Raw genomic sequence first — 21,786 nt, forward strand, 5'->3', positions numbered from 1 at the left:
CGGTTTCAGGGTTTTCACGGTGGTCGCGGGGATAGGATCGTTCGGGGAGTGAGGGGCCGGTCGGTTCTCGGGCGTTGGGGGATGTGTTGGAGCACGTCGTTGTCAGCGGGGGAGGGATCGCCGGGACGGCCCTGGCGCTGGCCCTTCGGACCGCGGGGATCGCCGTGACCGTGGTGGAAGCGCGACCGGCCGATCACGGCGAGGGCGCCGTCGTCCGGATCAACCCCAACGGGATGGACGCGCTGCGCGCCGTGAACGCCCACCAGCCGGTGATCGCCCGGTCGTTCCCGCTCGTGCGCACCGAGCGGATCAACCCCGACGGCAGCCGGATGGGGTACGCGCTGGGCGCCGACCCGAGCTCGCAGCGCGGTCTGCCCCGGGTGATGCACTGGCCGGTGCTGGCGTCGGTCCTGCGGGAGCAGGCCGTCGAACGCGGAGCCGTGTTCCACCACGGCAGCCGCGTCGTGGACGCCGAGGTCGGCGCGACGGCGGCCCTGTCGCTCGCCGACGGCAGCCGGGTCCAGGGCGACGTCCTCGTCGGCGCCGACGGTGCGAACTCCTCGGTGCGCGCGCGGATCAACCCCGAAGGCCCTGAGCCCGAACGGCTGGGCACCCGCACCATCTACGGCTACGCCTCCGAACCGGGCTGCGAACCGCCGCCGCCCGAGGTGATGCGCTCCTACGTGGGCGCGAAGGCGTTCTTCGCCGCCACCCGCGATTCGCACTCCGGCGGCTGCTTCTGGTTCACCAGCCTGCGCGCCCCGGCGCCCCGCGGCCGCGACGAACCGCAGGACCCCGACGCGCTGCGCGCCGAGATGGGCGAACTGTTCGCCGGGAACGGCACGATCGCGCCGACCGTCATCGGCAACTCCGAACGCATCCTGTCCTTCGACGACCACGCCCTGCCGAACGTGCCGCGCTGGCACACCGACCGGGCGATCATCGTCGGCGACGCCCTGCACGTCGCCCCGCCCGCGTCCGAGCAGGGCGCGGCGATGGCACTCGAGGACGGCGTCCAACTGGCCCGCTGCCTGCGCGACCACGCCACCCCGGCGGCCGCGTTCGCCGCGTTCGAGCGGATGCGCCGGGATCGGGTGGAGGCCGTCGTCGCCGCCGGCCGGATGGGCACCAGCCGCGCTCACCACCGGCCGCTGGCCCGCCGCTGGCGCCACCTCCGCACCAAGACCAAGCGCCACTTCACGTGGCAGCGCACGCCCCCGATGGGCGGGGGATGGGCCTACGACCACCACATCGACTGGCCGGAGAGCACCGCGTAGTCGCTGGTCCTTGGCGTGGCGTGAGATGTGGGACACACTGTGGCGGTGCGTCAGGAGAGCTTCGGGGCAGCGCTGCCGGTCGGGGAGGACCCGCACCGCCACGCGCGGCTGCTCGCCCGCGTGCACGACGCGACGGTGGCCGGTGAGGTCCCGCCCGCGCGACCCCGCCCGGTGATCGGCGCGTCCTGGACGCGCATGCGCTCGTGCGGCATCGACCCGGAACGCGGCTGCACCGGTCGGCCGCTGCGGGCCGACGAGCTCGTCGAGCGCAGGCGCGCGTCCGGGATGTCGGAGGTGCTGCCGCTGCTGCGCGGCAAGCTCGCCGGCGTCGCCGAGCAGACGGCCAACATCATGGTGATCACCGACGCGGACGGCCACCTGCTGTGGCGCGACGGGAGCACCGCCGTGCGCCGCAACGCCGACGCGCTCGGGTTCGTCGAGGGCATGAGCTGGGGCGAAGACGTCGTCGGCACCAACGCCATCGGAACCGCGCTGGTCACCGGCCTGCCGATCCAGGTGTACTCCGCCGAGCACTACGTGCGCACCCACCACGCCTGGACCTGCGCGAGCGCACCCGTGCACGATCCCCGGACCGGCAGCCTGCTCGGTGCGGTCGACCTCTCCGGACCCGCCGCCACCGTCAGCCCCACCACCCTCGCGCTGGTCGAGACCGTGGCGCAGCTGGCCGAGTCCCAGCTGCGCACCGCGCACTTCGAGGCGCTCGAGGCGCTGCGCGGCAGCGCCGTCCCCCTCCTGTCGCGGGTCCCCGGACCGGCGGTGGTGACCGACTCGCACGGGTGGGTCGCCGCGTCCACCGGCATCGCGCCGGTCAACCACGTCGCGCTGCCCGCCGCGTGCGGCGCCGGCCGCGCGTGGCTGCCCGCGCTCGGCGACTGCGCCGTGGAACCCGTGCCGGGCGGCTGGCTGGTGCGGCTGATCGACGACGACCCGACCTCGGCGCTCGACGAGCGCACCGCGGTGCGCCTGGACCTGCGCTGCTCGCAGGCCCGCATCGAGGTCACCTCCGCCTCGGGCGGGTGGAGCCACCCGCTGACCCCCAGGCACGCGGAACTGCTGTTCCTGCTGGCCGCGCATCCGGGCGGGCGCACGGCCGCGCAGCTGGCCGCCGACGTCTTCGACGACGAGCTGCGCACGGTCACCGTCCGGGCCGAGATGTCCCGGCTGCGCCGCAACCTCGGCGGCCTGCTGGCCCGACGGCCCTACCGGTTCAGCGAGAACGTCGAGGTCGAGGTGCTGCGGCCGGACGACCCCGGCTCGCTGCTGCCGCACTCGATCGCCCCGGCGGTGCGCGGCGGCTGACCAGCCGGTTGCAACCCCCTGCAACCCGTGCGCCGCGGAGTTCGGTGTGGCTCCATGACTGTGTCATGTGATCGCCACCACTGAGGGCAACGACGCCCGCGCGGGAGGTATTTCCGTGAGCCAGACCGTGGAGCACAACGCGACCCGGACCCGGGTCGAGCAGTGGATTTCCGAGTTCTCCGAGGCCATCGCCGCCCGGGACGCCAATCGGGTCGCGTCGATGTTCGGCGAGGACAGCTACTGGCGCGACCTGATCGCGCTCACCTGGAACTTCAAGACGTCCGAAGGGCGCGAGGACATCGCCGCCATGCTGCGGGCGACGCTGGAGCACGCCGCCCCGAGCGGGTTCACCGTCCTGGGCGAGCCGACCGAGGCCGACGGCGTCACCGAGGCCTGGTTCTCCTTCGAGACCGCCGTGGGACGCGGCACCGGACACCTGCGCCTCGTCGACGGCAAGGCCTGGACCCTGCTGACCACCCTCGACGAGCTCGAGGGGCACGAGGAGCCGAAGAACCACCGCAGGCCGAGAGGCGCCGAGCACGGCGCCAACCCGGACCGGGTGACCTGGCGCGAGCAGCGCGAGACCGAGCTGGCCGAACTCGGCCGCACCCGCCAGCCCGAAGTCGTCATCGTCGGCGGCGGGCAGGGCGGCATCGCGCTCGGCGCGCGGCTCCGCCAGCTCGGCGTGCCGACGATCATCGTCGAGCGCAACGAGAAGCCGGGGGACTCCTGGCGCAGGCGGTACAAGTCGCTGGCCCTGCACGACCCCGTCTGGTACGACCACCTGCCTTACATCGATTTCCCGGACAACTGGCCGGTCTTCTCGCCCAAGGACAAGATCGGCGACTGGCTGGAGATGTACACCAAGGTCATGGAGCTCAACTACTGGGGCTCCACGACGGCGCTCAGCGGCAAGTACGACGAGGACGAGGGCAGGTGGGAGCTCGTCGTCGACCGCGCGGGCGAGCAGGTCACGCTGCGACCGCGCCAGCTGGTGATGGCGCTGGGCGTGTCCGGCAAACCCAACGTTCCGGTCTTCCCAGGTCAGGAGCGCTTCCGCGGCGATCAGCACCACTCCTCCGATCACCCCGGGCCGGACGCCTACCAGGGCAAGAAGGCGGTGGTCATCGGGTCGAACAACTCCGCGCACGACATCTGCGGCGCGCTGTGGGAAGCCGGTGCCGACGTCACCATGGTGCAGCGCTCCTCCACGCACGTGGTGCGGTCGGACTCGCTGATGGAGCACAGCCTCGGCCCGCTGTACTCGGAGGAGGCCGTCGCGTCGGGCATCGACACCCGCACCGCCGACCTGACCTTCGCGTCCATCCCGTACCGGATCCTGCACCGGTTCCAGAAACCGGCGTTCGACGCGATCCGCGAGCAGGACGCCGAGTTCTACGAGCGCCTGGCCGCGGCCGGTTTCGAGCTCGACTTCGGTGACGACGAGTCGGGGCTGTTCATGAAGTACCTGCGCCGGGGCTCGGGCTACTACATCGACGTCGGCGCGTGCGAGCTCATCGCCGACGGCAGCGTCAAGCTCGCGCACGGCGACGTGGCCGAACTGACCGAGAACGAGGTGGTTCTCGCCGACGGAACCCGGCTGGAGGCCGATCTCGTCGTCTACGCAACGGGTTTCCGGTCGATGAACGGTCTGGCCGCCGACATCGTCGGGCAGGAGGTCGCCGACAAGGTCGGCAAGGTGTGGGGCCTGGGCTCGGACACCACCAAGGACCCCGGCCCGTGGGAGGGCGAGGAGCGCAACATGTGGAAACCCACCCAGCAGCAGGGACTCTGGTTCCACGGCGGCAACCTGCACCAGTCCCGCCACTACTCCCTCTACCTCGCGCTGCAGCTCAAGGCGAGGGCGGAGGGCATCCCCACTCCGGTCTACGGCCTCCAGGAGGTCCACCACACCTCCTGATCGCGGGGGTGGGGCGGGGCCCCCATCGCACCCGTCGTTGATCACTTCGGTGCTCGATCGAGGTCATCAGGCGCTAGGCTCGCGGCGTGATGACGGCGGAACCGGTGGTCTTCGGCCGTGAAGCGGAGCTCGGCGAGCTGAGGCGAACGGTGGCGTCGGTGGTCGACGGCACCGGCGGCGCGCTGTGGATCGAGGGCGAACCCGGGATCGGCAAGACCGCGCTGCTGAGCCGGCTCATCGCCGAAGCCGCGCTCCAGGGCTGCGCCGTCCGCAGCGCCACCGCCGACCGGCTCACCCAGCGGTTCCCGCTGCGGCTCGTGCTGGACTGCCTGGGCGTCGGCCCCAAGTCGCAGGAACCGGAACTGCGGGCGCTGCACGAGCGGTTCTCCGGGGCCGACGTCCCGGTGCCGTCGGTCGCCGACGAACTCGCCGGGCAGGTCGCCCAGTGGTGCGCGAACGCCCCGGTGCTGCTGGTCGTCGACGACGTCCAGTGGGCCGACGAGGCGAGCCTGCTGGTGTGGCAGCGGTTCGCGCGACTGGGCGAACAGCTCCCGCTGCTGCTGGTCGCGGCCGCCCGCCCCACGCGCGACCACACCGAACTGCGCGCCGGGGTCCGGCGGATCGCGCTGCCACCGCTGGACGACGCCGCCGTGGCGAGGATGGCGGCGAAGCTCACCGGCTCCTCCAGGATCGGACCTGAACTGCGCCAGGTCCTGGCCGGCGCGGCCGGGAACCCGCGCTACGTCGGCGACGTGGTCGCCGCCCTGACCCGCGAGCGCGCCCTGCCGGTCACGGACGGCAGGGCCGAGCTCGTCCTCGGCGGAGCCGGTGTGCCGCGCCCGCTGTTCGAGACCGTCGTCGAGCGGCTCGGCTTCTTCGACAGCCAGACCACCGGCTTGCTGCGCATGGCCGCGCTGCTCGGATCGACCTTCTCCGCGACCGAGCTGTCCACCGTCTCCGAACGCCCGGTGTCGGCGCTGGTCGGCTACGTGGAGCAAGCGCTGGACACCGGCGTGCTGGTGGAATCGGGGCTGCAGCTGAGCTTCCAGCACCCGCTGGTCCGCCGGGCCCTCTACGAGACGACCCCGACGGCGCTGCGGTTGGCCCTGCACAACCAGGCCGCCCGCGTCCTGCAGGACTCCGGCGCCTCCGTGGAACGGGTCGGCGAGCAGCTGCTGTCCTCGATCTCCCTCGGCGACGCCGAAGTCGACGACCGGGCTCTGGACTGGCTGGTGCGCAACGGGCGAGCGCTGGCCCACCGCGCCCCCGCCTGCGCGGCCGACCTGCTCGAAGCCGCGCTCGTCCCGCTGCCGGCGAACGAGCAGCACCGCGACGTCCTGCTGGCGGCCCGCGCCCTCGCGCTGGTGCAGCTCGAACGTTCCGAGCAGGCGCACGATTTCAGCGAGCGCGCCCTCGACGAGGTCGCCGACCCCTCCTGCGCGGCCGAGCTGACCTGGTACCTGGTGTGGTCGCTGACCGCGCGCCGGATGGCCGACGAAGCCGCGGCCGTCATCGCCGAAGCCGATGCCACCGCCGGGTTCGAACTGCGCTGGCTGGCGCGGATGCGCGCCAAGCTCGCGCAGGCGAAGTTGATGAGCGGGAACTTCACCGAAGCCGAGACCACCGTGGACCGAGCGCTGGCCGAGGCCCACGAAGCCGACGACGACTACGCGCTGGGACTCGCGCTGCACGTCCGGGGAACCGCGCGAGCCCGCAACAACGACCTCGCCGAAGCGCTCGTGTGCTACCAGCAGGCCGGTTCGGCCCTCGGCGACGCCCTGGAGAACGCCGACCTGCTGCTGCAGGTGCTCAGCAACCGGATGATGCTGCTGTTCGCCCTCGGGCACGCCGAGGAGGCCGGGTTCGCGCTGCACGAGATGCTGGCCATCGCCGAGCGCAGCGCCACCCCGTCGCGGCTCGCGGTGGTGCGGTTGTCGGCGGCCAACCACTACTTCACCGTCGGCCGCTGGGACGACGCCGCGGCCGAGCTGCAGGCCGCCGGAGAGCTCACCGCCGAGATGAGCTCGCACCAACTCCGCTGGTTGCACGGACTGTGGGCGATGCTGGCCGGGTACCGCGGCGAGCGCGAGGTCTTCGAGCAGCAGCTCGCGGTGGCCGGCGAAGCGACACCGGATTCCCAGGAGAACGCCGGCTTCCTGATGGTGGCCGGTGTGCTGCGGGCCGAGATCGAGGGCGAACCCCGGCGCGCGATGGCCATCCTCGCCGAGGCGCTGGACACCAGCGAGCGCTTCGGCAGCAACTACGTGTGGTTGCCGATCCTGGTCCGGCTCGCGCTGCAGACCGGTGACGAGCAGGCCGCCACCCGAGCCACCGACGCCTGCGTGCAGGGCGCGACGGTGGGCGCCGCGCCCAACATCCTCGCGGCCGCGCAGCACTGCCGGGGCCTGCTCGAACGCGACCCGATCACGCTGCGCGCCGCCATCGAGCACTACGACAAGACCAACCAGCCGCCCAAGCGCGCTCGGGCGCTGGAGGACCTGGCCGCCGTCCTCGCCGAACGGGGTGAGATCCCCGCCGCCCGCAAGGCCTACGCGCGGGCGGTGGAGATCTTCACCCACCTCGGTGCGAACTGGGACCTCGAACGCGCCGCGGCCAGGATGCGCCCGCACGGCATCCGGTCGCCGCGCGCCAAACGGCTCCGCGCCACCACGGGCTGGGACGCGCTGACCAAGACCGAACGGCAGGTCGCGCTGCTGGTGGGCGACGGGATGTCGAACCCGGAGATCGCGGCGCGGCTGTTCGCCTCGCGGCGCACCATCGAGGTGCACGTCTCGCACGTGCTGGCCAAGCTCGGCGTGCGTTCCAGGGTCGAGGTGGCGGTGGAGGCGACCGGGCATCGAGCCTGACCGCGATCCCGAGATGCGGCTGCGACCTGCGGGAACGGGTCGGCCCGTTGATCTCGGGGAGCCGGGCGGAGATGCTGGGTCCGGTTGTCGGTGCAGCGCGCGCTGCTCGGTGGTGAACAGGAGAACGGGTGGACGTCGAGGAGTACCTGCGGCACGACGGTCTGGGACTGGCCGAACTCGTCGCATCGGGACAGGTGACGGCGGGCGAACTGCTGGAGGCCGCCCGCACCAGGGCGAAGGCGGTCAACCCCGCGATCAACGCCATCGTCGCGTGGCTCGACGAGCACGCCGACCAGCGCGTGGCGGGCGAGCTCTCCGGCCCGTTCGCCGGGGTCCCGTTCCTGCTCAAGGACCTGGGGCACCACCTCGCCGGAGCCCCGAGCTCCGACGGATGCCGCGCGTTCGCCGACCGCAGGTCGGCCATCACCGACACCGTCGTGCAGCGCTGGCTGGACGCCGGGCTCGTCATCTTCGGCAAGACCAACACGCCGGAGTTCGGCTCCAAGGGCGTCACCGAACCGGCCCTGTTCGGCCCCACCCGCAACCCGTGGGACCTCCGGCGCACCCCGGGCGGCTCCTCCGGCGGAGCGGGCGCGGCCGTCGCGGCGGGGATCGTGCCGGTGGCGGCGGCCAGCGACGGCGGCGGGTCCATCCGCATCCCGGCGGCCTGCAACGGGCTGGTCGGGCTCAAGGCCGGCCGCGGTCTGGTCCCCGCGGGGCCGGTGGAGAGCGAACCGCTCAACGGCCTGGCCACCAGCGGAGTCCTCTCCCGCACCGTGCGCGACACCGCCGCGATGCTGGACGCGCTGATCGGCCCGGAAGCCATGAGCCCGTTCGCCACCGCGCTGCCCGACCGCCCGCTGTCCGACCAGCTCGACGAGGAACCCGGCGCGCTGCGCATCGGCTACACCACCCAGTGCGCGCTGCGCGGGCACCCGCACCCGGATGCGGTGCGGGCCGTGGAGCGTTCGGCGGAACTGCTCACCGAGCTCGGGCACGAGGTCGAGGAGGTCGACCCGCCGCACGACGACCGCCAGCTCGGCGCGGACTTCCTGCTGGTGTGGTTCGTCCACCAGGCGGACGAGGTCGACCGCATCAAGCGCGAAACGGGCTGCGGCGACGATGCTTTCGAGCCCGACACGCTGATGATGGCCGCGCTCGGACGGATGACCGGCGCCGTCGAGCTCACGCAGGCCCAGGAGCGGCGGCGCGAGCACATCGCCGCGCTCGCCGGGTTCCACAGCCGCTACGACCTGCTGATGACGCCCACCCTGGGCGAGCCGCCGATCGAGGTCGGATCGCTGGCGACCCCGCCCGCGCTGCAGACCCTCTCCAGGCTGCTGGTGCGCACTCGGACCACGCGCGTGCTGCGTTTGCTGGGCATGGTGGACCAGCTCGTCGAGAAGAACCTCGCCTGGGTTCCCTACACCCAGCTGGCCAACATCACCGGACGTCCGGCGATCAGCCTGCCGCTGCACCGGACCGACGCGGGCCTGCCGATGGGCGTGCAGTTCGTCGGGCCGCTCCAGAGCGAAGCCCTGCTGCTGCGCCTGGCCCGCCAGCTGGAAGTAGCGGCCCCGTGGACGCTGGAGGCGCCGCTGTTCGAGGCGGTCTAGTCCGGCCAGTCGGGGTGGCGCTTCTCCAGGAACGCGGCCATTCCTTCGCGGGCGGCGGGCAGCTGGGAGGCCGCGGCCATGACCTCCAGAGCGATCGCGTAGGCGTCCTGCTCCGGGCGGTCGAGCTGGGCGTAGAGGGTCTGCTTCCCGAGGGCCTTGCTGGTGCGGCTGCCGCGCGTCGCGCGGGCGAGGAGGTCGGCAACGGCGTCGTCCAGGTCGTCGTCGGCGGCCACCCGGTTGATCAGACCCCAGTCCAGGGCCGTCGCCGCGTCGATGACGTCACCGGTGAGCGCCAACTCCATCAGCCGCTTGCGGCCGACGTTGCGGGCCACCGGAACCGCGGGCGTGTGGCAGAACCAGCCGCCCTTGCCGCCGGGCAGCGCGAAGCCCGCCGACTCGGCGGCCACCGCCAGGTCGCACGCGCCGACCAGCTGGCACCCGGCGGCGGTCGCCAGGCCGTGGACCCTGGCCAGCACGACCTGCGGCACCGACTGGACGGTGTCCATCAGCTCGGTGCACAGGCGGAGCAGCTCGCGCACGCCGGTGAGGTCGCGCGCGGCGACGTCGCCGAAGTCGTGGCCTGCCGAGAACACCGGTCCCTCGCCCGCCAGCACGATTCCCGTCGCATCGGACTCGCCGGCCTCGCGGAACGCCGCGAGCAGCTCGGCGAGGTGCTCCTGAGACAGGGAGTTGCGGCGCTTCGGCCGGTTCATCGTGATCGTGAAGGTCGCTTCGTCCCGCCGGGTCAGGATGTGCGCGTAGTCACCCATGATCCGACGGTACCTCGAGCGGAGATCGGGAACCGGAATTCGCACTTCCAATTGGTCGAACCACTTACGCCGAACGGCGGTACAGGTGGTCGCTCCGCCTTTGAACAATGCCGGTACCGCCGCTGAGAACCGCTCGAATCAGACGAGTTTCCAGCGGCGGTTCGATGGGGAGGTGCGGGCATTGGCGTTGCCGGACGAGTTCAGCCGTGGCGAGCGGTTCACCGCGGTGACCACGGGACTCCTGGTGGCGTTGCTGCCGGTTCTGGCCGTGCGCGGGGATTCCGCGCTGGAGGCGGGGGAGCGGCGGCCGCACGCGGCCAGCCCGGCTCCGGCACCGCCGGGCGGCAGCAGGACGGGCGTCAGCGGACGCGTGCCCCACGACCCGGTCCTGAGCCCGCGGTTCCACGAGGACCTGCGGCGGGGCGGGATCGAACGCGGAACCGGCCGGTTGGGGCGAATCCCGGCCGGGACGCTCGGGATTCCCGGCGTCGTGCTCGCCGCGTACCAGCGGGCGCAGGATTCGCTGGCGAAGTCGGATCCAGGGTGCGGCCTGCACTGGTCGGTGCTGGCGGGCATCGGGCGCGTCGAGTCCAACCACGCGCGATCCGGTCAGGTCGACGCCTCGGGACGCACGTACTCGCCGATCCTGGGGCCGCGGCTTGACGGCGGTCCGGGCATCGCGGCGATCCGCGACACCGACGGCGGCGGGCTCGACGGCGACGTGGTGTGGGACCGCGCGGTCGGACCGATGCAGTTCATCCCGGGTACCTGGCGCTCCTACGCGCACCGCGGAGCCGATCCGCACAACGTCTTCGACGCCGCCACGACCTCGGGCCGGTACCTGTGCGCGGGTGGCGGGAACCTGCGCGACCGCGCGCAGCTGGCCGCCGCCCTCTTCCGCTACAACCCGTCGGAGACCTACGTCCGCACGGTCCTGGCCTGGGCGGACCGCTACGCCCGAGGTGTCGTCTCCACGCCGGGCCTGCCGCCGGGGGTGCCGGATCCGACACCGTCGTTGGCGGGGGGCCCACCGGCCGGTGCGGTGATCGCGATGGCGCCGCCCGGCGCCGCTCCCGCGGGCGCGCCACCGGCGCCCGCCCCTGCTCCAGGACCGGCGCCCGCTCCGGCGCCTGCCCCTGCGCCGGCACCCGCTCCGGCTCCAGCGCCTCCTCCGCCGCCTCCACCGGCACCCGCGCCTGAGCCGACGCCGACCCAGCCGCCGCCTCCGCCGAGCGAACCTCCGCCGCCGAGCGAGCCGCCTCCGCCGAGCGAACCCCCGCCCTCGAGCAGCACGCCGCCGCCGGAACCGGCGCCCACGACCACGTCACCGGCGACGGCGGAACCCACCGGATAGCGAGAGGGCGCAGCACGCGGACCCGCGCTGCGCCCCTTTCGGTCTCGCCGAGATCAGTACAGGTTCACCAGGGCGTCCTTGGTGAACGGGACGAGTTCGCGCTGGCGGTCCTCCAGGACCTTCTGGCCCCACAGCGGGTCGGCCAGCAGCGCGCGGCCGATCGCGACCATGTCGAACTCGTCGCGCTCGAAGCGCTCCAGCAGCCGCTCGATGCTCTCCACACCGGCGCCCTTGCCCGCGAGCGAAGCGGCGTCGAAGATCGCGTCCAGGCCGACCGACCCGACGGTGATGACGGGCTTGCCGGTGACCTTCTTCGCCCAGCCCGCGACGTTGAGCTCCGAGCCCGATTCCGGGAACTCCGGCTCCCAGTAGCGGCGACCGGAGGCGTGGAAGGCGTCGACACCGGCGTCGGCCAGCGGCGTGAGGATCGCCGAGAGCTCGTCGGGGTTCTCGGCGAGCTTGGCGTCATAGTTGTCGGCCTTCCACTGCGAGAAGCGCAGCACGACGGGGAAGTCGGGGGCGACGCGCTCGCGGATCGCCTTGACGATGTCGACCGCGAACCTGGTGCGCTCGACGGGGTCGCCGCCGAAGGCGTCGGTGCGCCGGTTGGTGCGCTCCCACAGGAACTGGTCGATGAGGTAGCCGTGCGCGCCGTGCAGCTCGATGCCGTCGAAGCCGATGCGCTCGGCGGCCCACGCGGCCTCGGCGAAGGCGTTGATCAGGTCGTCGATGTCCGACAGCGTCAACGGGGAACCGGCGCCCGGCTCACCGTTCAGGCCGACGCCCGACGGGCCGACGACCGGGGCTTCCGGGAAGGGGTCCGCGCCCGCGGGGCGCTGGATGCCCACGTGCCACAGCTGCGGCATGATCTTGCCGCCCGCGGCGTGCACGGCCTTGACCACGCGCGACCAGCCCGCCAGCTGCTCCTCGCCGTGGAAGCGGGGGATGTCACCGCTGAAGCCCGCCGAGGCGTGGTCGACGTAGGTGCCCTCGGTGATGATCAGGCCGGTGCCCGCGGCGGCGCGGCGCGCGTAGTACGCGGCGACGTCCTCGCCGGGGATGCCGCCCGGGGACTTCTGCCGCGTCATCGGCGCCATCACGATGCGGTTGGGCAGCTCGGCCGAACCGAGGGTGAACGGGCGGGCCAGTGCCTGCGAAGCGCGACTGCTCACAGCGATGCTCTCCTGTCGATGCGTTCCAGGAGTGGAGTCCCGGAGCTCAAGTGTGCAAGACAAACTTACATATTCGATTCAGGAAACTGCAACTGTGACAGTCGCTATTATGGGGGCGTTGCTAGACTTCGGTGCGACTCGGGGACGGAGGTGAGGAGATGCTCGACATCCGGTTCTGCCGCGCGCTTCAGGTGATGATGCGGCTGGCCATCGCGGCCGAGGAGGGCTCGGAGGTCCGCAGCTCCACGCAGTTCGCCGAGGAGCTGAGCACCAACCCCAGCCTCGTGCGCAAGCTGCTCGTCCCGCTGCACGCCGAAGGTCTCGTGATCTGCACCAAGGGTCGCGGCGGCGGTGCCAGGCTGGGCATGCCGGCCGAGGAGATCACGCTCGCCGACATCTACCGCTGCGCCGTCGGCGACAAGCCGCTGTGGGCGCGCTCACCCGACGGCGAGCACGTGTGCATGGTCGCCGCGCGCACCGGCGAGTTCTTCGCCAACCTCACCGCCGAGGCCGAGCGAGCCGTGCTGGCCTCACTCGGCGACCGCACCCTCGCCGACAGCGTTCGCGAGATCCGCGCGCTGGAACCGGCGCATCGCTGACTTGCGGGTGACGCGACGTCAACTGGTTGTCTGGTCGCCATGAACCCGCTGGAGCACAAGCCGCTGACGATCGGCCAGGTCGCCGAGCTCGCCGACGTCTCACCCCGCACCGTTCGCCACTACCACCAGATCGGTCTGCTGGGCGAGGCCGAGCGCGACTCCGCCGGCCGGCGGGTCTACCGGACCTCGGCGATCGCCCGTCTGCTGCTGATCCGCAAGCTCGTCGACCTCGGCCTGAGCCTGTCGCAGATCGAGGGCGTCGCCGACGGGACCACCGAGCTCGCCGACCTGCTCGACGGCGTCGAACGCGACCTCGCCGAGCAGGAGCAGCGCATCGCCCGGCAGCGCGAGTCGCTGCGCCTGGTGCGCGCAGCCGGCGGCGCACCGGCGTTGATCGGCGAGATCGGCGAGGAGAGCGAGCAGATCGCGCGGCTGCGGCGCCACGCCGGTGTTCCCGGTGACCAGCAGCGGGACATGCTGCTGCTCGTGGAGAAGGCGTTCGGCCCGCAGCGCGCCGTGCTGCAGGCCGCCACCGACAACCTCGCCGACACCGACGAGCACCTGCGCGCCCTGGCCGACCGGGTCGCCGAGCACTACGACCACCTCGCCACGGCCGACCCCGACGACCCGAGGGTCGAGCAGTGCGCCCAGGACCAGCTCGACCTCGCCGATGCCGTGCGCGAAGCCGAACTCGCGGCGGGCATCGACGGCGACGCCCTCTGGCAGGACCTCGCCGCCGAGGAGGAGCAGGACCCGGAGGTCAAAGCCCTCGCCATCCAGGCGATGAACTCCGAGGTCCCGCAACTCTCACCGGCGCAGCACCAGGCCCTGCGCCGCTACCTGCAGAAGGCCGTGGCGGCTCAGACGCGACCCGCGTAGTCCGGGGCCGCTTCGAGGCGGGTGGTGAGGGCCTCGGTGATGTCCTCCGGGAACGGCGAAGTGCGACCCTGCTCGGAATCCACGTGCAGGGCCACGAGTTCCGTCGTGGCCCGCAGGACGTCGTCGACCACCATCTCGTGGCAGAGGCGCAGCTTCTTGGCGCCCACCTCGACGACCCGGGTGGTGATGAGCATCTCCGAGTCCGGGGGCACCTCGCGGAGGTAGCGCACGTGGGCCTCGACCGTGTACAGCGAACAGCCGGTCCGCTCCAGGTAGTCGGAGTCCATGCCGATCCGCTCCATCAGGGCGTCGGTGGCGAACCCGAAGACCAGCACGTAGTAGGCCTCGCTGAGGTGGCCGTTGTAGTCGATCCACTCAGGACGGACCTGCTGCCGCATCATCATCGCGCCCCCCGGACCTCGTTGACCGCGCGCATCACCGCGATGACGGCCTTGTCGCGGTCGGCCACCAGCTCCGGGATGCTGCGGCCGTCGGCCGCTTCCTCGCAGCCGTCGACCATGCGGTCGCGCAGCTCGGGGGTGAGCTCCGGGGCTTCCAGCCGCGTCCACGGCGACTTCAGCGACGGCCCGAAGTGGTCGAGCATGTGCGCCATGCCGCCCTCGCCGCCGGCGAGGTGGAAGGTCAGGCACGGGCCCAGCAGCGGCCACCGCAGACCGGGTCCCTCGGTGATGGAGGCGTCGATCTGCTCCACGGTCGCCTCACCGTTGTCGACCATGTGCAGCGCTTCGCGCCAGATCGCCTCCTGCAGGCGGTTGGCGATGAAACCGGGCACCTCGCGGTCCATCTTGATCACGTGCTTGCCCGCGACCTCGAAGAACTCCGCCGCGAAGTCCACCGCCCACTGCTCGGAGGACTCGCCGCCGACGACCTCCACCAGCGGGATCAGGTACGGCGGGTTGAACGGGTGCCCGACGACCAGGCGTCCCGGGTTCGCGCACCGGGTCTGCATGTCGGTCATCGGGTAGCCCGAGGTCGACGAGGAGATCACCACGTCCGCGGGGGTCGCGGCGTCGATCTTGGCGAGCAGGTCCTGCTTGAGCGCGAGGTCCTCCGGCGCGCTCTCCTGCACGAACTCCGCTTCGGCGACGGCTTCTTCGAGTGTGTCGGCGACGGTGAGGTTGTCCCGGGAGGCGCCGTCGGCCAACCCGAGCTCGGTCAGCGCCGGCCAGGCGGCGTCGACGAGCCGCCGGAGCTTCTCGGCCGCGTCGGGCGCCGGGTCCCACGCCGTGACCCGGTAGCCGCGGGCGAGGAAGTGCGCTACCCAGCCGCCGCCGATCACGCCCGCGCCGATGCAGGCGACGTGGCGGACCCGCGATGCGCTCTCGTTGTCCACAGTGGATTCCCTTCGGTTCAGGAGCGGGGCTTGAGGCCGAGCTTCGCGCGGGCCTGGTCCGGGGTGGCGATCTTGGCGCCCATGCCCTCGATGATGGTCACGGCGCGCTCGACCAGCTGCGCGTTGGTGGCCTTCACACCGCGGCTCAGGTAGAGGTTGTCCTCGAGGCCGACGCGGACCTGCCCGCCGAGCAGCGCCGACTGCGCGACCCACGGGAGCTGGTTGCGGCCGATGGCGAAGCTCGCCCAGTTCGCGCCCTCCGGCAGCATGTTCACCATCGCCTGCAGCACGCCGGGATCGACCGGGGCGCCGTAGGGGATGCCCATGCACAGCTGGAACAGCGGCGGGGCGTCGATGAGGCCCTCTTCGATCATCTTCTTGGCGAACCACAGCTGGCCGGTGTCGAAGATCTCCAGCTCCGGCTTCACGCCCAGCTCCTGGATGCGCTTGGCGCCCGCGCGCAGCATGTCCGGGGTGGAGATGTAGAGCTGGCTGCCGTCGCCGAAGTTCAGCGAACCGCAGTCCAGCGTGCAGATGTCCGGCAGCAGCTCCTCGACGTGCGGCAGCCGCTCCAGGCCGTTGACCAGGTCGGTTCCGTCGACCGGCTTGAGCGGGTCGTCCTGGTCGATGAACAGGTCGCCGCCCATGCCCGCGGTCAGGTTCAGCACCACGTCCACACCGGACTCGCGGATCCGCCGCACCGTCTCCCGGTAGACCGACACGTCGCGGGTGCCCTGGCCGGTCTCGATGTCGCGCACGTGCACGTGGACCACGGCCGCGCCCGCGTTCGCCGCCTCGACGGCCGACTGCGCGATCTGCTCCGGGCTGACCGGCACGTGCGGGCTCTTGCCGACGGTGTCGCCGGCGCCGGTGAGCGCCGCGGTGATGATGACCTCTTCGTTCATCGCTCTTCCTTCAAGCTCGTTGCGGTGCGGACCATCTCGCGTCGGATGGCCTCGTGAGGCACCCGGCGCGTCGGCTCCGCGGATCGGCCGGGGGAGTGGCGGTGGATCGTGGCGGCCGACGTCCCGTGCGCCTGCGCGACGCGCGCGGCGATCATCTGCCGAGCCGCCTCGTGGAGCTGGGTGCGAACCCGCGCGACCTGCCCGCCATCCGACACGCACCGGACCGTACCGAGCCCATGCGCAAATCGCAACATCCGACTGAGGGGTCAGTCAGTCGCAATCCGCTGGTCGGTTGCTCGCCTCGCCCTCGCGACCCGATTGCTGCCGTTTTCCGGTTCCTGAACACGGCGGAAATCGGGGTGGTGGAGGTGAGCGGAGGTCAGGGGGACGCGTGGCGGTAGCCCTCGACGGCGACTCGCGCGGCCTGGGCGGATTTCCGGACCACGAGGTCCGGGGTGTAGCCGTGCTTGGTGAAGACGCCGTTGAGCCAGAAGGTGCCGTAGCCGTGGGCCTGGGTGAACAGCTGCTCCATCAGCTCCAGCGCGTCGGCCGGGGCGGCCACCGCCATGGTGCGCAGGAGGAACTGATCGGTGAGGCGGCGGGTCTGGTCGTGCAGCTCGGCGTAGCGGGCGCCCTGCAGGACCTCGGCGTTGATCAAGTCCATCCCGACCCGCTGCCGGATCAGGTACCCGGTGTAGGTGCCCGCGGCGGCGGCGAGCCCCTCGACGGGATCGGTGTGCGCGCCGGCCGCTTGCTCGACCTCGTCGGCCAGCTGGTGGGCGACCTCGGTGGCCACGGCCGCGACGAGGCTCTCCCGCTCCGGGAAGTGCCGGTAGGGAGCGCCGGGGCTGACCTTGGCGCGGCGGGCGGCCTCGGCGACGGAGAAGCTCTCGACGCCGCGTTCGGCGATGAGCTCCAGCGAGACCCGCACGAGCTCGGCGCGGAGGTCTCCGTGGTGGTACTTGCCGCCCATGTCCTGGATCACATCTCTCGATCGGAATATGTAAGAGCCCTCTCACGTCTCGATGTAAGAAGGCTCTTACATCGAGAGCTCGTGCACAAGCTGTTCCATGGAGGGTTCATGAGCACGATCACGAACGCTATCGCCGTTCCGTCCCCGGGGGCACCCCTGGAGCAGACGACGATCACGCGACGTGACCTGCGGCCGGACGACGTGCTGATCGACATCGCCTACGCCGGCATCTGCCACAGCGACATCCACCAGGCCCGCGAGGACTGGGGCACCGCGATCTTCCCGATGGTCCCGGGCCACGAGATCGCGGGCACCGTCGCCGCCGTCGGGTCGGCGGTGACCGAGTACCAGGTCGGCGACCGCGTCGGCGTCGGCTGCATGGTCGACTCCTGCGGTGAGTGCGAGTACTGCCAGGCCGGCACCGAGCAGTTCTGCGTCAAGGGCAACGTGCAGACCTACAACGGCGTCGGCTTCGACGGCGAGAACACCTACGGCGGCTACAGCCGGCAGGTCGTGGTCAAGGATGCGTTCGTCTGCGGCATCCCGGAGGGCATCGGCCTCGACGTCGCGGCTCCGCTGCTGTGCGCGGGCATCACCACGTACTCCCCGCTGCGCCAGTGGGGTGCCGGTCCCGGCAAGAAGGTCGCCGTCGTCGGCCTGGGCGGTCTCGGCCACATGGCCGTCAAGTTGGCCGCCGCGATGGGCGCCGAGGTGACGGTGCTCAGCCAGAGCCTGAAGAAGCAGGAGGACGGCCTCCGGCTCGGGGCGAAGGACTACTACGCGACCAGCGACGAGTCGACCTTCCAGACCCTGGCGGGCACCTTCGACCTGATCCTCAACACGGTCTCGGCCGAGCTGCCCATCGACTCCTACCTGGGTCTGCTGCGCGTCGGCGGAGCCATGGTCAACGTGGGTGCCCCGGGCACGCCGCTGTCCTACAGCGCGTTCTCGCTGATCGGCGGCAACAAGTCCCTGGCCGGTTCGATGATCGGTGGCATCGCCGAGACCCAGGAGATGCTGGACTTCTGCGCCGAGCACGGCATCGGCGCGGAGATCGAGACCATCTCCGCGGACCAGGTCAACGCCGCCTACGAGCGCGTCACCGGCAGTGACGTGCGCTACCGCTTCGTCATCGACACCGCCACCATCGGCGCCTGACGAACGAATCGAGGAGGACCCGGGAGCGCCGAACGCGGGACGCGGCGCCCCCGGGGTCTCCCGCTCAGTCCGGCCGGTAGACGTGCAGCGCTCCGTCGCGGGCCGCGAACTCGAAAACGGTTCCCTTGAGCGAGACCTCGCCGTCGCGGGCCAGCGCCACGGGCGCGCCCAGCACCTCGACCCGAACCCGGTCGCGCTCCTCCTGGACGTAGGCGCGGTTGTGGAACAGCGCCCCGGTCAGGGCTCCTGCGACGAACCGGATCCGGGAGAACGGCAGGTCCGCGCGGATGTAGCGGACGTCCAGCACGCCGGTGTCCAGCCTGGGCCGCCAGGTCGGAGCCAGCCCCTTGGGCTGGTACCCGTTGCCGCCGGCGAAGAACAGCCAGATCTTGCGGTCGATCCCGTTGATCCGCACCGGGATCGGCTCGGCGCTGGCCAGCACCCGCACCAGCGCCGCCGCTCCGGCCGGCCACTTGCCCCAGCGGTGCTCCCACTTCTCGCGCAGCCGCACCATGTCCGGGTAGCCGCCGAGGCTCGCGGTGTTGACGAACCACTGCTGCGGCACGTCGTCGACCTTGACCGTGCCCAGGTCCACGTTCACCGCCGAACCGGCGCGCAGCGCGCGCACGGAGTCGTCGGTGCTGTTCACGCCGAGATCGCGCGCGAAGTGGTTGAGCGTCCCGCTCGGCACCACCAGCAGCGGCAGCCCGCGCACCGCGGCCACGGCCGCTGCCGCCGCGACGCTGCCGTCCCCGCCCGCGACGCCGAGCGCCTTCGCGTCCCCGGTGGCGTCGAGGTGCTCGTGCAGCTGATCGGCCAGATCGACCCCGGGCAGCGGGTGGACGAAGTCGGCGCGCGGCAGCAGTCCGGCGAGCTCGGCGGTGGGGTCCCGGGCGGGATCACCGGATGAGGGGTTGACCAGCAGCACCAGCCCGTCGCCCTCCTCCATCGCGACGGTGCGCGCGCTGGGCCTGGCGATGCTCGGCGCGGTGGGCCGCACCGGCCACCAGCGGCTGGTGGCGGCGGCGACGCCGGTGCCGATCGCGGCGCCGAAGAGCACGTCGGTCGGCCAGTGGACGCCGGTGTGCACCCGCGAGTACGCGACGGCCCCGGCCAGCGGGAGCAGCGCCATTCCCATCGCGGGGGACTCCATCCACACCGCGGTGGTGAACGCGGCCGCCGAGGCCGCGTGACCGGATGGGAACGAGGACGACGACGGCGGTGTGCTGAGCCTGCGGCGCACCGGCAGCAGGTTGGCCGCGGGACGGCGGCGGGGCAGCAGGGGCTTGCCGATGCCGTTGGTCACGGCGCTGGTGAACGCGATCGCGCTGGCTCCGCGCAGCGCCGCTCGCCGCGGCCGCCCGCGCCTGGTCGCCAGCACGGCGGCGACGCCGAGCCACAGCTTGCTGTGGTCGGCGAGGTGGGAGAGCCGGCGCAACGCCGGGTCTGCGGTGCTGCGCGGCCACGACGCCGAACGCAGCACGAAGTGGTGGTCCGCGGACTTCAGTCGGCGGATCGCGCGAACGCTGTTGAGCACGTCGCGACACTAGCCGGTGCGGCTGGAGCTCAGCGACCGTCCGTGTCGCGGAAGATGACCCAGCGCATGACGCTGTACATGTACACCGCTTCGCACAGGCCCGCGATGAGCCGCGACACGTGGTACTGCGTGCCCAGCGCCGCCAGGCCGCTGCCGAGGCCGAGGATGAAGGCCAGGTAGTTGATCAGGATCGCCACCGCGTAGAGCGCGGCCTGCGGCCCGACGGGTGCGTGCGAGCGGAAGTTCAGCGCTCGGTTGAGCACGAAGCTCAGCGCGAAGGCGATCAGGTAGGCGACGGTGAAGGCCACCGGGACCGGCCAGTGCAGCGCGCTGCGGAACAGGGTGAGCAGCAGCAGGTCGAAGGCGAAGGTGGAGCCGTTGATCAGCGCGAAGCCGAGGAGGCTCGGCGCGACGACGCGGGAGAGCCCGAAGGGGAGTCTTCGCGTCACGGCTTCCATCGCGGCGTGGAACCGCTGCCCTCGGTCGGGCTGGGACTGCTGTGCGGTCGGCTCGGCCTGCTGCCCGGCGGTCATGACGCAAACCATGGCATGCCCGGATGCACGCGACTCGCCGAGGGGTCGTGCGCGTGGCGATGACGCCTATCGCTTCAGTGGGAAGTGAAATCAATCCTAAAATCCGGTGAACTCGCGGAAATCGCAATTCGATCCACAATGGAATGCGAATGGAATTCGCCGCATTCGGAACGGATGGCGACCCCGCCGTGAAGATCGACACCGGATGGCGCATAATTGATTCACGGCAGCGCGTGCTCTCCTGCCCAAATTTCGCTCTTTACCTACTTTTCGCTGGTGAGAACTGTGTCCAAGCACGCTCAGCCCCGCCCGGAGGCCGGTATTTCCCGGATCGCCGAAGGTGGGCGCACCTGTCCGCTCCCGTCCGACATGATCGCCCTGCACGGTCCGTGGGGCACCCGCCGAGCCAAGCGCCGTCTGGTCTCGACCGGCGTCGTCACCGCCGACGTCGGCGCCCGCGCCTGACCGAGCGTTCCCGCGGTGAGGTTGAAGGCCGCGAGGCCGGTTCCGCTGCCTCTCGGTGACGCCGCCCGGTCCCTCGACACCCCTGCGGGGTGTGGTCGGTGACCTGGCGGCGGTAGAAAGGACGCCGTCGGTGTCCCCGAACTTCGCAGGAGGCGGACCATTCGCATCGAGCGGCCTGTCACCAAAGCCGCCCTGGTGGTCAACGTGCACTCGCGCACCGGAGGCAAGGCCTACGCCTACGCCCTCGACCGGTTGCGCGAGCTCGGCGTACCCCTGGGCGCCACCTACCCGCTCCAGGATCCGTCGCGGCTGGTCGAAACCGTCGACTCGGCGGCCAGGAGCGGCCACGACCTGATCATCGTCGGCGGCGGAGACGGCAGCGTCAGCTCGGTGGTCGACTGCCTCGCGCACCGCGACGTCCCGCTCGCTCTCCTGCCGCTGGGCACGGCCAACGACTTCGCCCGCACCATGCACATCCCCGATGACCTCGACGGGGCCTGCCGGACCATCCTGGGCAGCCACATCGTCGACGTCGACCTCGGGCTGTGCGGGGACAACTACTACGTCAACCGCGCCTCGGTCGGCATCGGCGCCGAGGTCGCGCAGGCCATGTCGCCGCGGTTGAAGCGCTACGTCGGTCCGCTGGCCTACCCGGTGGCCACCGCCAAGGCGTTCGTCAAGCACCGGCCCTTCGGCGCCAAGCTGAGCTTCCCGGACGGCGATCACGAGGACCGCGAGTACGACAAGCTGCTCCAGGTCTCGGTCGCCAACGGTCGCTACTTCGGCGGCGGGCAGCTGGCTGCCAGCGACTCCGGCATCGACGACAACTCGCTGGACGTCACGGTCATCCGGCAGGGCAACCTCCGCCAGCTCGCCGACGTCGTGCGCGGGCTCAAGACCGGCAAGTCCAGCGATCAGGTCGAGCACATCCGCACCCGCGCGGTGCGGATCGACACCGAGGGCGAGCTGCCGATCAACATCGACGGCGAGGTCGTCTCCAGCACTCCGCAGACCTTCCAGGTCGCGCGCAACGCCCTGCACGTGGTCGTGCCGCGCACCTGGACCGACGGCGAAGCGCCGGAGTAG

General features: G+C 71.7%; 19 protein-coding genes. 11 read left to right on the forward strand and 8 right to left on the reverse strand.

What is annotated here, in order from left to right:
* Positions 1 to 86: 86 nt before the first annotated feature.
* The 5 genes from E1202_RS13265 (at position 87) to E1202_RS13285 (ending at position 9,001) form a co-directional block, all read left to right on the forward strand.
* Positions 87 to 1,277, forward strand: coding sequence for an FAD-dependent oxidoreductase (locus E1202_RS13265; RefSeq protein WP_165943849.1), 1,191 nt, complete (start codon positions 87 to 89; stop codon positions 1,275 to 1,277).
* Between the two features lie 45 nt (positions 1,278 to 1,322).
* Positions 1,323 to 2,597, forward strand: coding sequence for a helix-turn-helix domain-containing protein (locus E1202_RS13270; RefSeq protein ID WP_235878236.1), 1,275 nt, complete (start codon positions 1,323 to 1,325; stop codon positions 2,595 to 2,597).
* Between the two features lie 115 nt (positions 2,598 to 2,712).
* Positions 2,713 to 4,518 carry an NAD(P)/FAD-dependent oxidoreductase gene (locus E1202_RS13275; RefSeq protein WP_207918617.1) on the forward strand — a complete coding sequence of 602 codons (1,806 nt, stop codon included), beginning with the start codon at positions 2,713 to 2,715 and terminating at the stop codon, positions 4,516 to 4,518.
* Between the two features lie 89 nt (positions 4,519 to 4,607).
* Positions 4,608 to 7,385, forward strand: coding sequence for an ATP-binding protein (locus E1202_RS13280; RefSeq protein WP_235878289.1), 2,778 nt, complete (start codon positions 4,608 to 4,610; stop codon positions 7,383 to 7,385).
* A gap of 128 nt (positions 7,386 to 7,513) precedes the next feature.
* Complete coding sequence (locus tag E1202_RS13285) at positions 7,514 to 9,001, forward strand: amidase (protein WP_132683361.1); 1,488 nt, start codon at positions 7,514 to 7,516, stop codon at positions 8,999 to 9,001.
* Here the strand turns inward: E1202_RS13285 and E1202_RS13290 are convergent.
* Positions 8,998 to 9,771 carry an enoyl-CoA hydratase-related protein gene (locus E1202_RS13290; protein WP_132683362.1) on the reverse strand — a complete coding sequence of 258 codons (774 nt, stop codon included), beginning with the start codon at positions 9,769 to 9,771 and terminating at the stop codon, positions 8,998 to 9,000. The two genes, E1202_RS13285 and E1202_RS13290, sit on opposite strands and share 4 nt — an antisense overlap.
* Positions 9,772 to 9,952: 181 nt before the next feature.
* On the opposite strand from E1202_RS13290, the gene E1202_RS13295 reads away from it, so the two are divergent.
* Positions 9,953 to 11,125: a lytic transglycosylase domain-containing protein gene (locus E1202_RS13295; protein WP_132683363.1), complete on the forward strand. Its 1,173-nt coding sequence runs from the start codon at positions 9,953 to 9,955 to the stop codon at positions 11,123 to 11,125.
* Positions 11,126 to 11,178: 53 nt separating this feature from the next.
* On the opposite strand, the gene E1202_RS13300 is transcribed toward E1202_RS13295, so the two are convergent.
* Positions 11,179 to 12,297, reverse strand: coding sequence for an NADH:flavin oxidoreductase (locus E1202_RS13300; protein WP_132683364.1), 1,119 nt, complete (start codon positions 12,295 to 12,297; stop codon positions 11,179 to 11,181).
* Positions 12,298 to 12,455: 158 nt separating this feature from the next.
* Between E1202_RS13300 and E1202_RS13305 the strand changes: the two genes are divergently transcribed.
* Complete coding sequence (locus tag E1202_RS13305) at positions 12,456 to 12,896, forward strand: RrF2 family transcriptional regulator (RefSeq protein WP_132683365.1); 441 nt, start codon at positions 12,456 to 12,458, stop codon at positions 12,894 to 12,896.
* 39 nt (positions 12,897 to 12,935) lie between these two features.
* Positions 12,936 to 13,775 carry a MerR family transcriptional regulator gene (locus E1202_RS13310; protein WP_132683366.1) on the forward strand — a complete coding sequence of 280 codons (840 nt, stop codon included), beginning with the start codon at positions 12,936 to 12,938 and terminating at the stop codon, positions 13,773 to 13,775.
* Here the strand turns inward: E1202_RS13310 and E1202_RS13315 are convergent.
* From E1202_RS13315 to E1202_RS13330, 4 genes are all read right to left on the reverse strand, one after another.
* Positions 13,757 to 14,179 carry a thioesterase family protein gene (locus tag E1202_RS13315; protein WP_132683367.1) on the reverse strand — a complete coding sequence of 141 codons (423 nt, stop codon included), beginning with the start codon at positions 14,177 to 14,179 and terminating at the stop codon, positions 13,757 to 13,759. The two genes, E1202_RS13310 and E1202_RS13315, sit on opposite strands and share 19 nt — an antisense overlap.
* The gene (locus tag E1202_RS13320; protein WP_207918618.1) at positions 14,176 to 15,129 is read right to left on the reverse strand and encodes a 3-hydroxyacyl-CoA dehydrogenase NAD-binding domain-containing protein; all 954 of its coding nucleotides are present in this window, start codon (positions 15,127 to 15,129) and stop codon (positions 14,176 to 14,178) included. Before E1202_RS13320 ends, E1202_RS13315 begins: the two co-directional genes overlap by 4 nt.
* Before the next feature lie 17 nt (positions 15,130 to 15,146).
* Positions 15,147 to 16,034: a BKACE family enzyme gene (locus tag E1202_RS13325; RefSeq protein WP_132679939.1), complete on the reverse strand. Its 888-nt coding sequence runs from the start codon at positions 16,032 to 16,034 to the stop codon at positions 15,147 to 15,149.
* A 379-nt stretch (positions 16,035 to 16,413) separates the two neighbouring features.
* On the reverse strand, positions 16,414 to 17,007 hold the full coding sequence (locus E1202_RS13330; protein WP_235878239.1) for a TetR/AcrR family transcriptional regulator: 594 nt from the start codon (positions 17,005 to 17,007) through the stop codon (positions 16,414 to 16,416).
* 108 nt (positions 17,008 to 17,115) lie between these two features.
* Here E1202_RS13330 and E1202_RS13335 point away from each other — a divergent pair, with 108 nt between their 5' ends.
* Entirely contained in the window at positions 17,116 to 18,165 is a 1,050-nt protein-coding gene (locus E1202_RS13335) for an NAD(P)-dependent alcohol dehydrogenase (RefSeq protein ID WP_132683369.1), read from the forward strand.
* 64 nt (positions 18,166 to 18,229) lie between these two features.
* On the opposite strand, the gene E1202_RS13340 is transcribed toward E1202_RS13335, so the two are convergent.
* Both E1202_RS13340 and E1202_RS13345 read right to left on the reverse strand, forming a co-directional pair.
* Positions 18,230 to 19,702, reverse strand: coding sequence for a bifunctional phosphatase PAP2/diacylglycerol kinase family protein (locus E1202_RS13340; RefSeq protein ID WP_132683370.1), 1,473 nt, complete (start codon positions 19,700 to 19,702; stop codon positions 18,230 to 18,232).
* 29 nt (positions 19,703 to 19,731) lie between these two features.
* On the reverse strand, positions 19,732 to 20,160 hold the full coding sequence (locus E1202_RS13345) for a GtrA family protein (RefSeq protein WP_132683442.1): 429 nt from the start codon (positions 20,158 to 20,160) through the stop codon (positions 19,732 to 19,734).
* A gap of 351 nt (positions 20,161 to 20,511) precedes the next feature.
* Here E1202_RS13345 and E1202_RS13350 point away from each other — a divergent pair, with 351 nt between their 5' ends.
* Together E1202_RS13350 and E1202_RS13355 are read left to right on the forward strand one after the other, a co-directional pair.
* The gene (locus E1202_RS13350) at positions 20,512 to 20,700 is read left to right on the forward strand and encodes a hypothetical protein (RefSeq protein WP_132627042.1); all 189 of its coding nucleotides are present in this window, start codon (positions 20,512 to 20,514) and stop codon (positions 20,698 to 20,700) included.
* Between the two features lie 195 nt (positions 20,701 to 20,895).
* Positions 20,896 to 21,786 carry a diacylglycerol/lipid kinase family protein gene (locus E1202_RS13355; protein ID WP_235878249.1) on the forward strand — a complete coding sequence of 297 codons (891 nt, stop codon included), beginning with the start codon at positions 20,896 to 20,898 and terminating at the stop codon, positions 21,784 to 21,786.

Source organism: Saccharopolyspora karakumensis (assembly GCF_004349225.1).
Taxonomy (GTDB): domain Bacteria; phylum Actinomycetota; class Actinomycetes; order Mycobacteriales; family Pseudonocardiaceae; genus Saccharopolyspora; species Saccharopolyspora endophytica.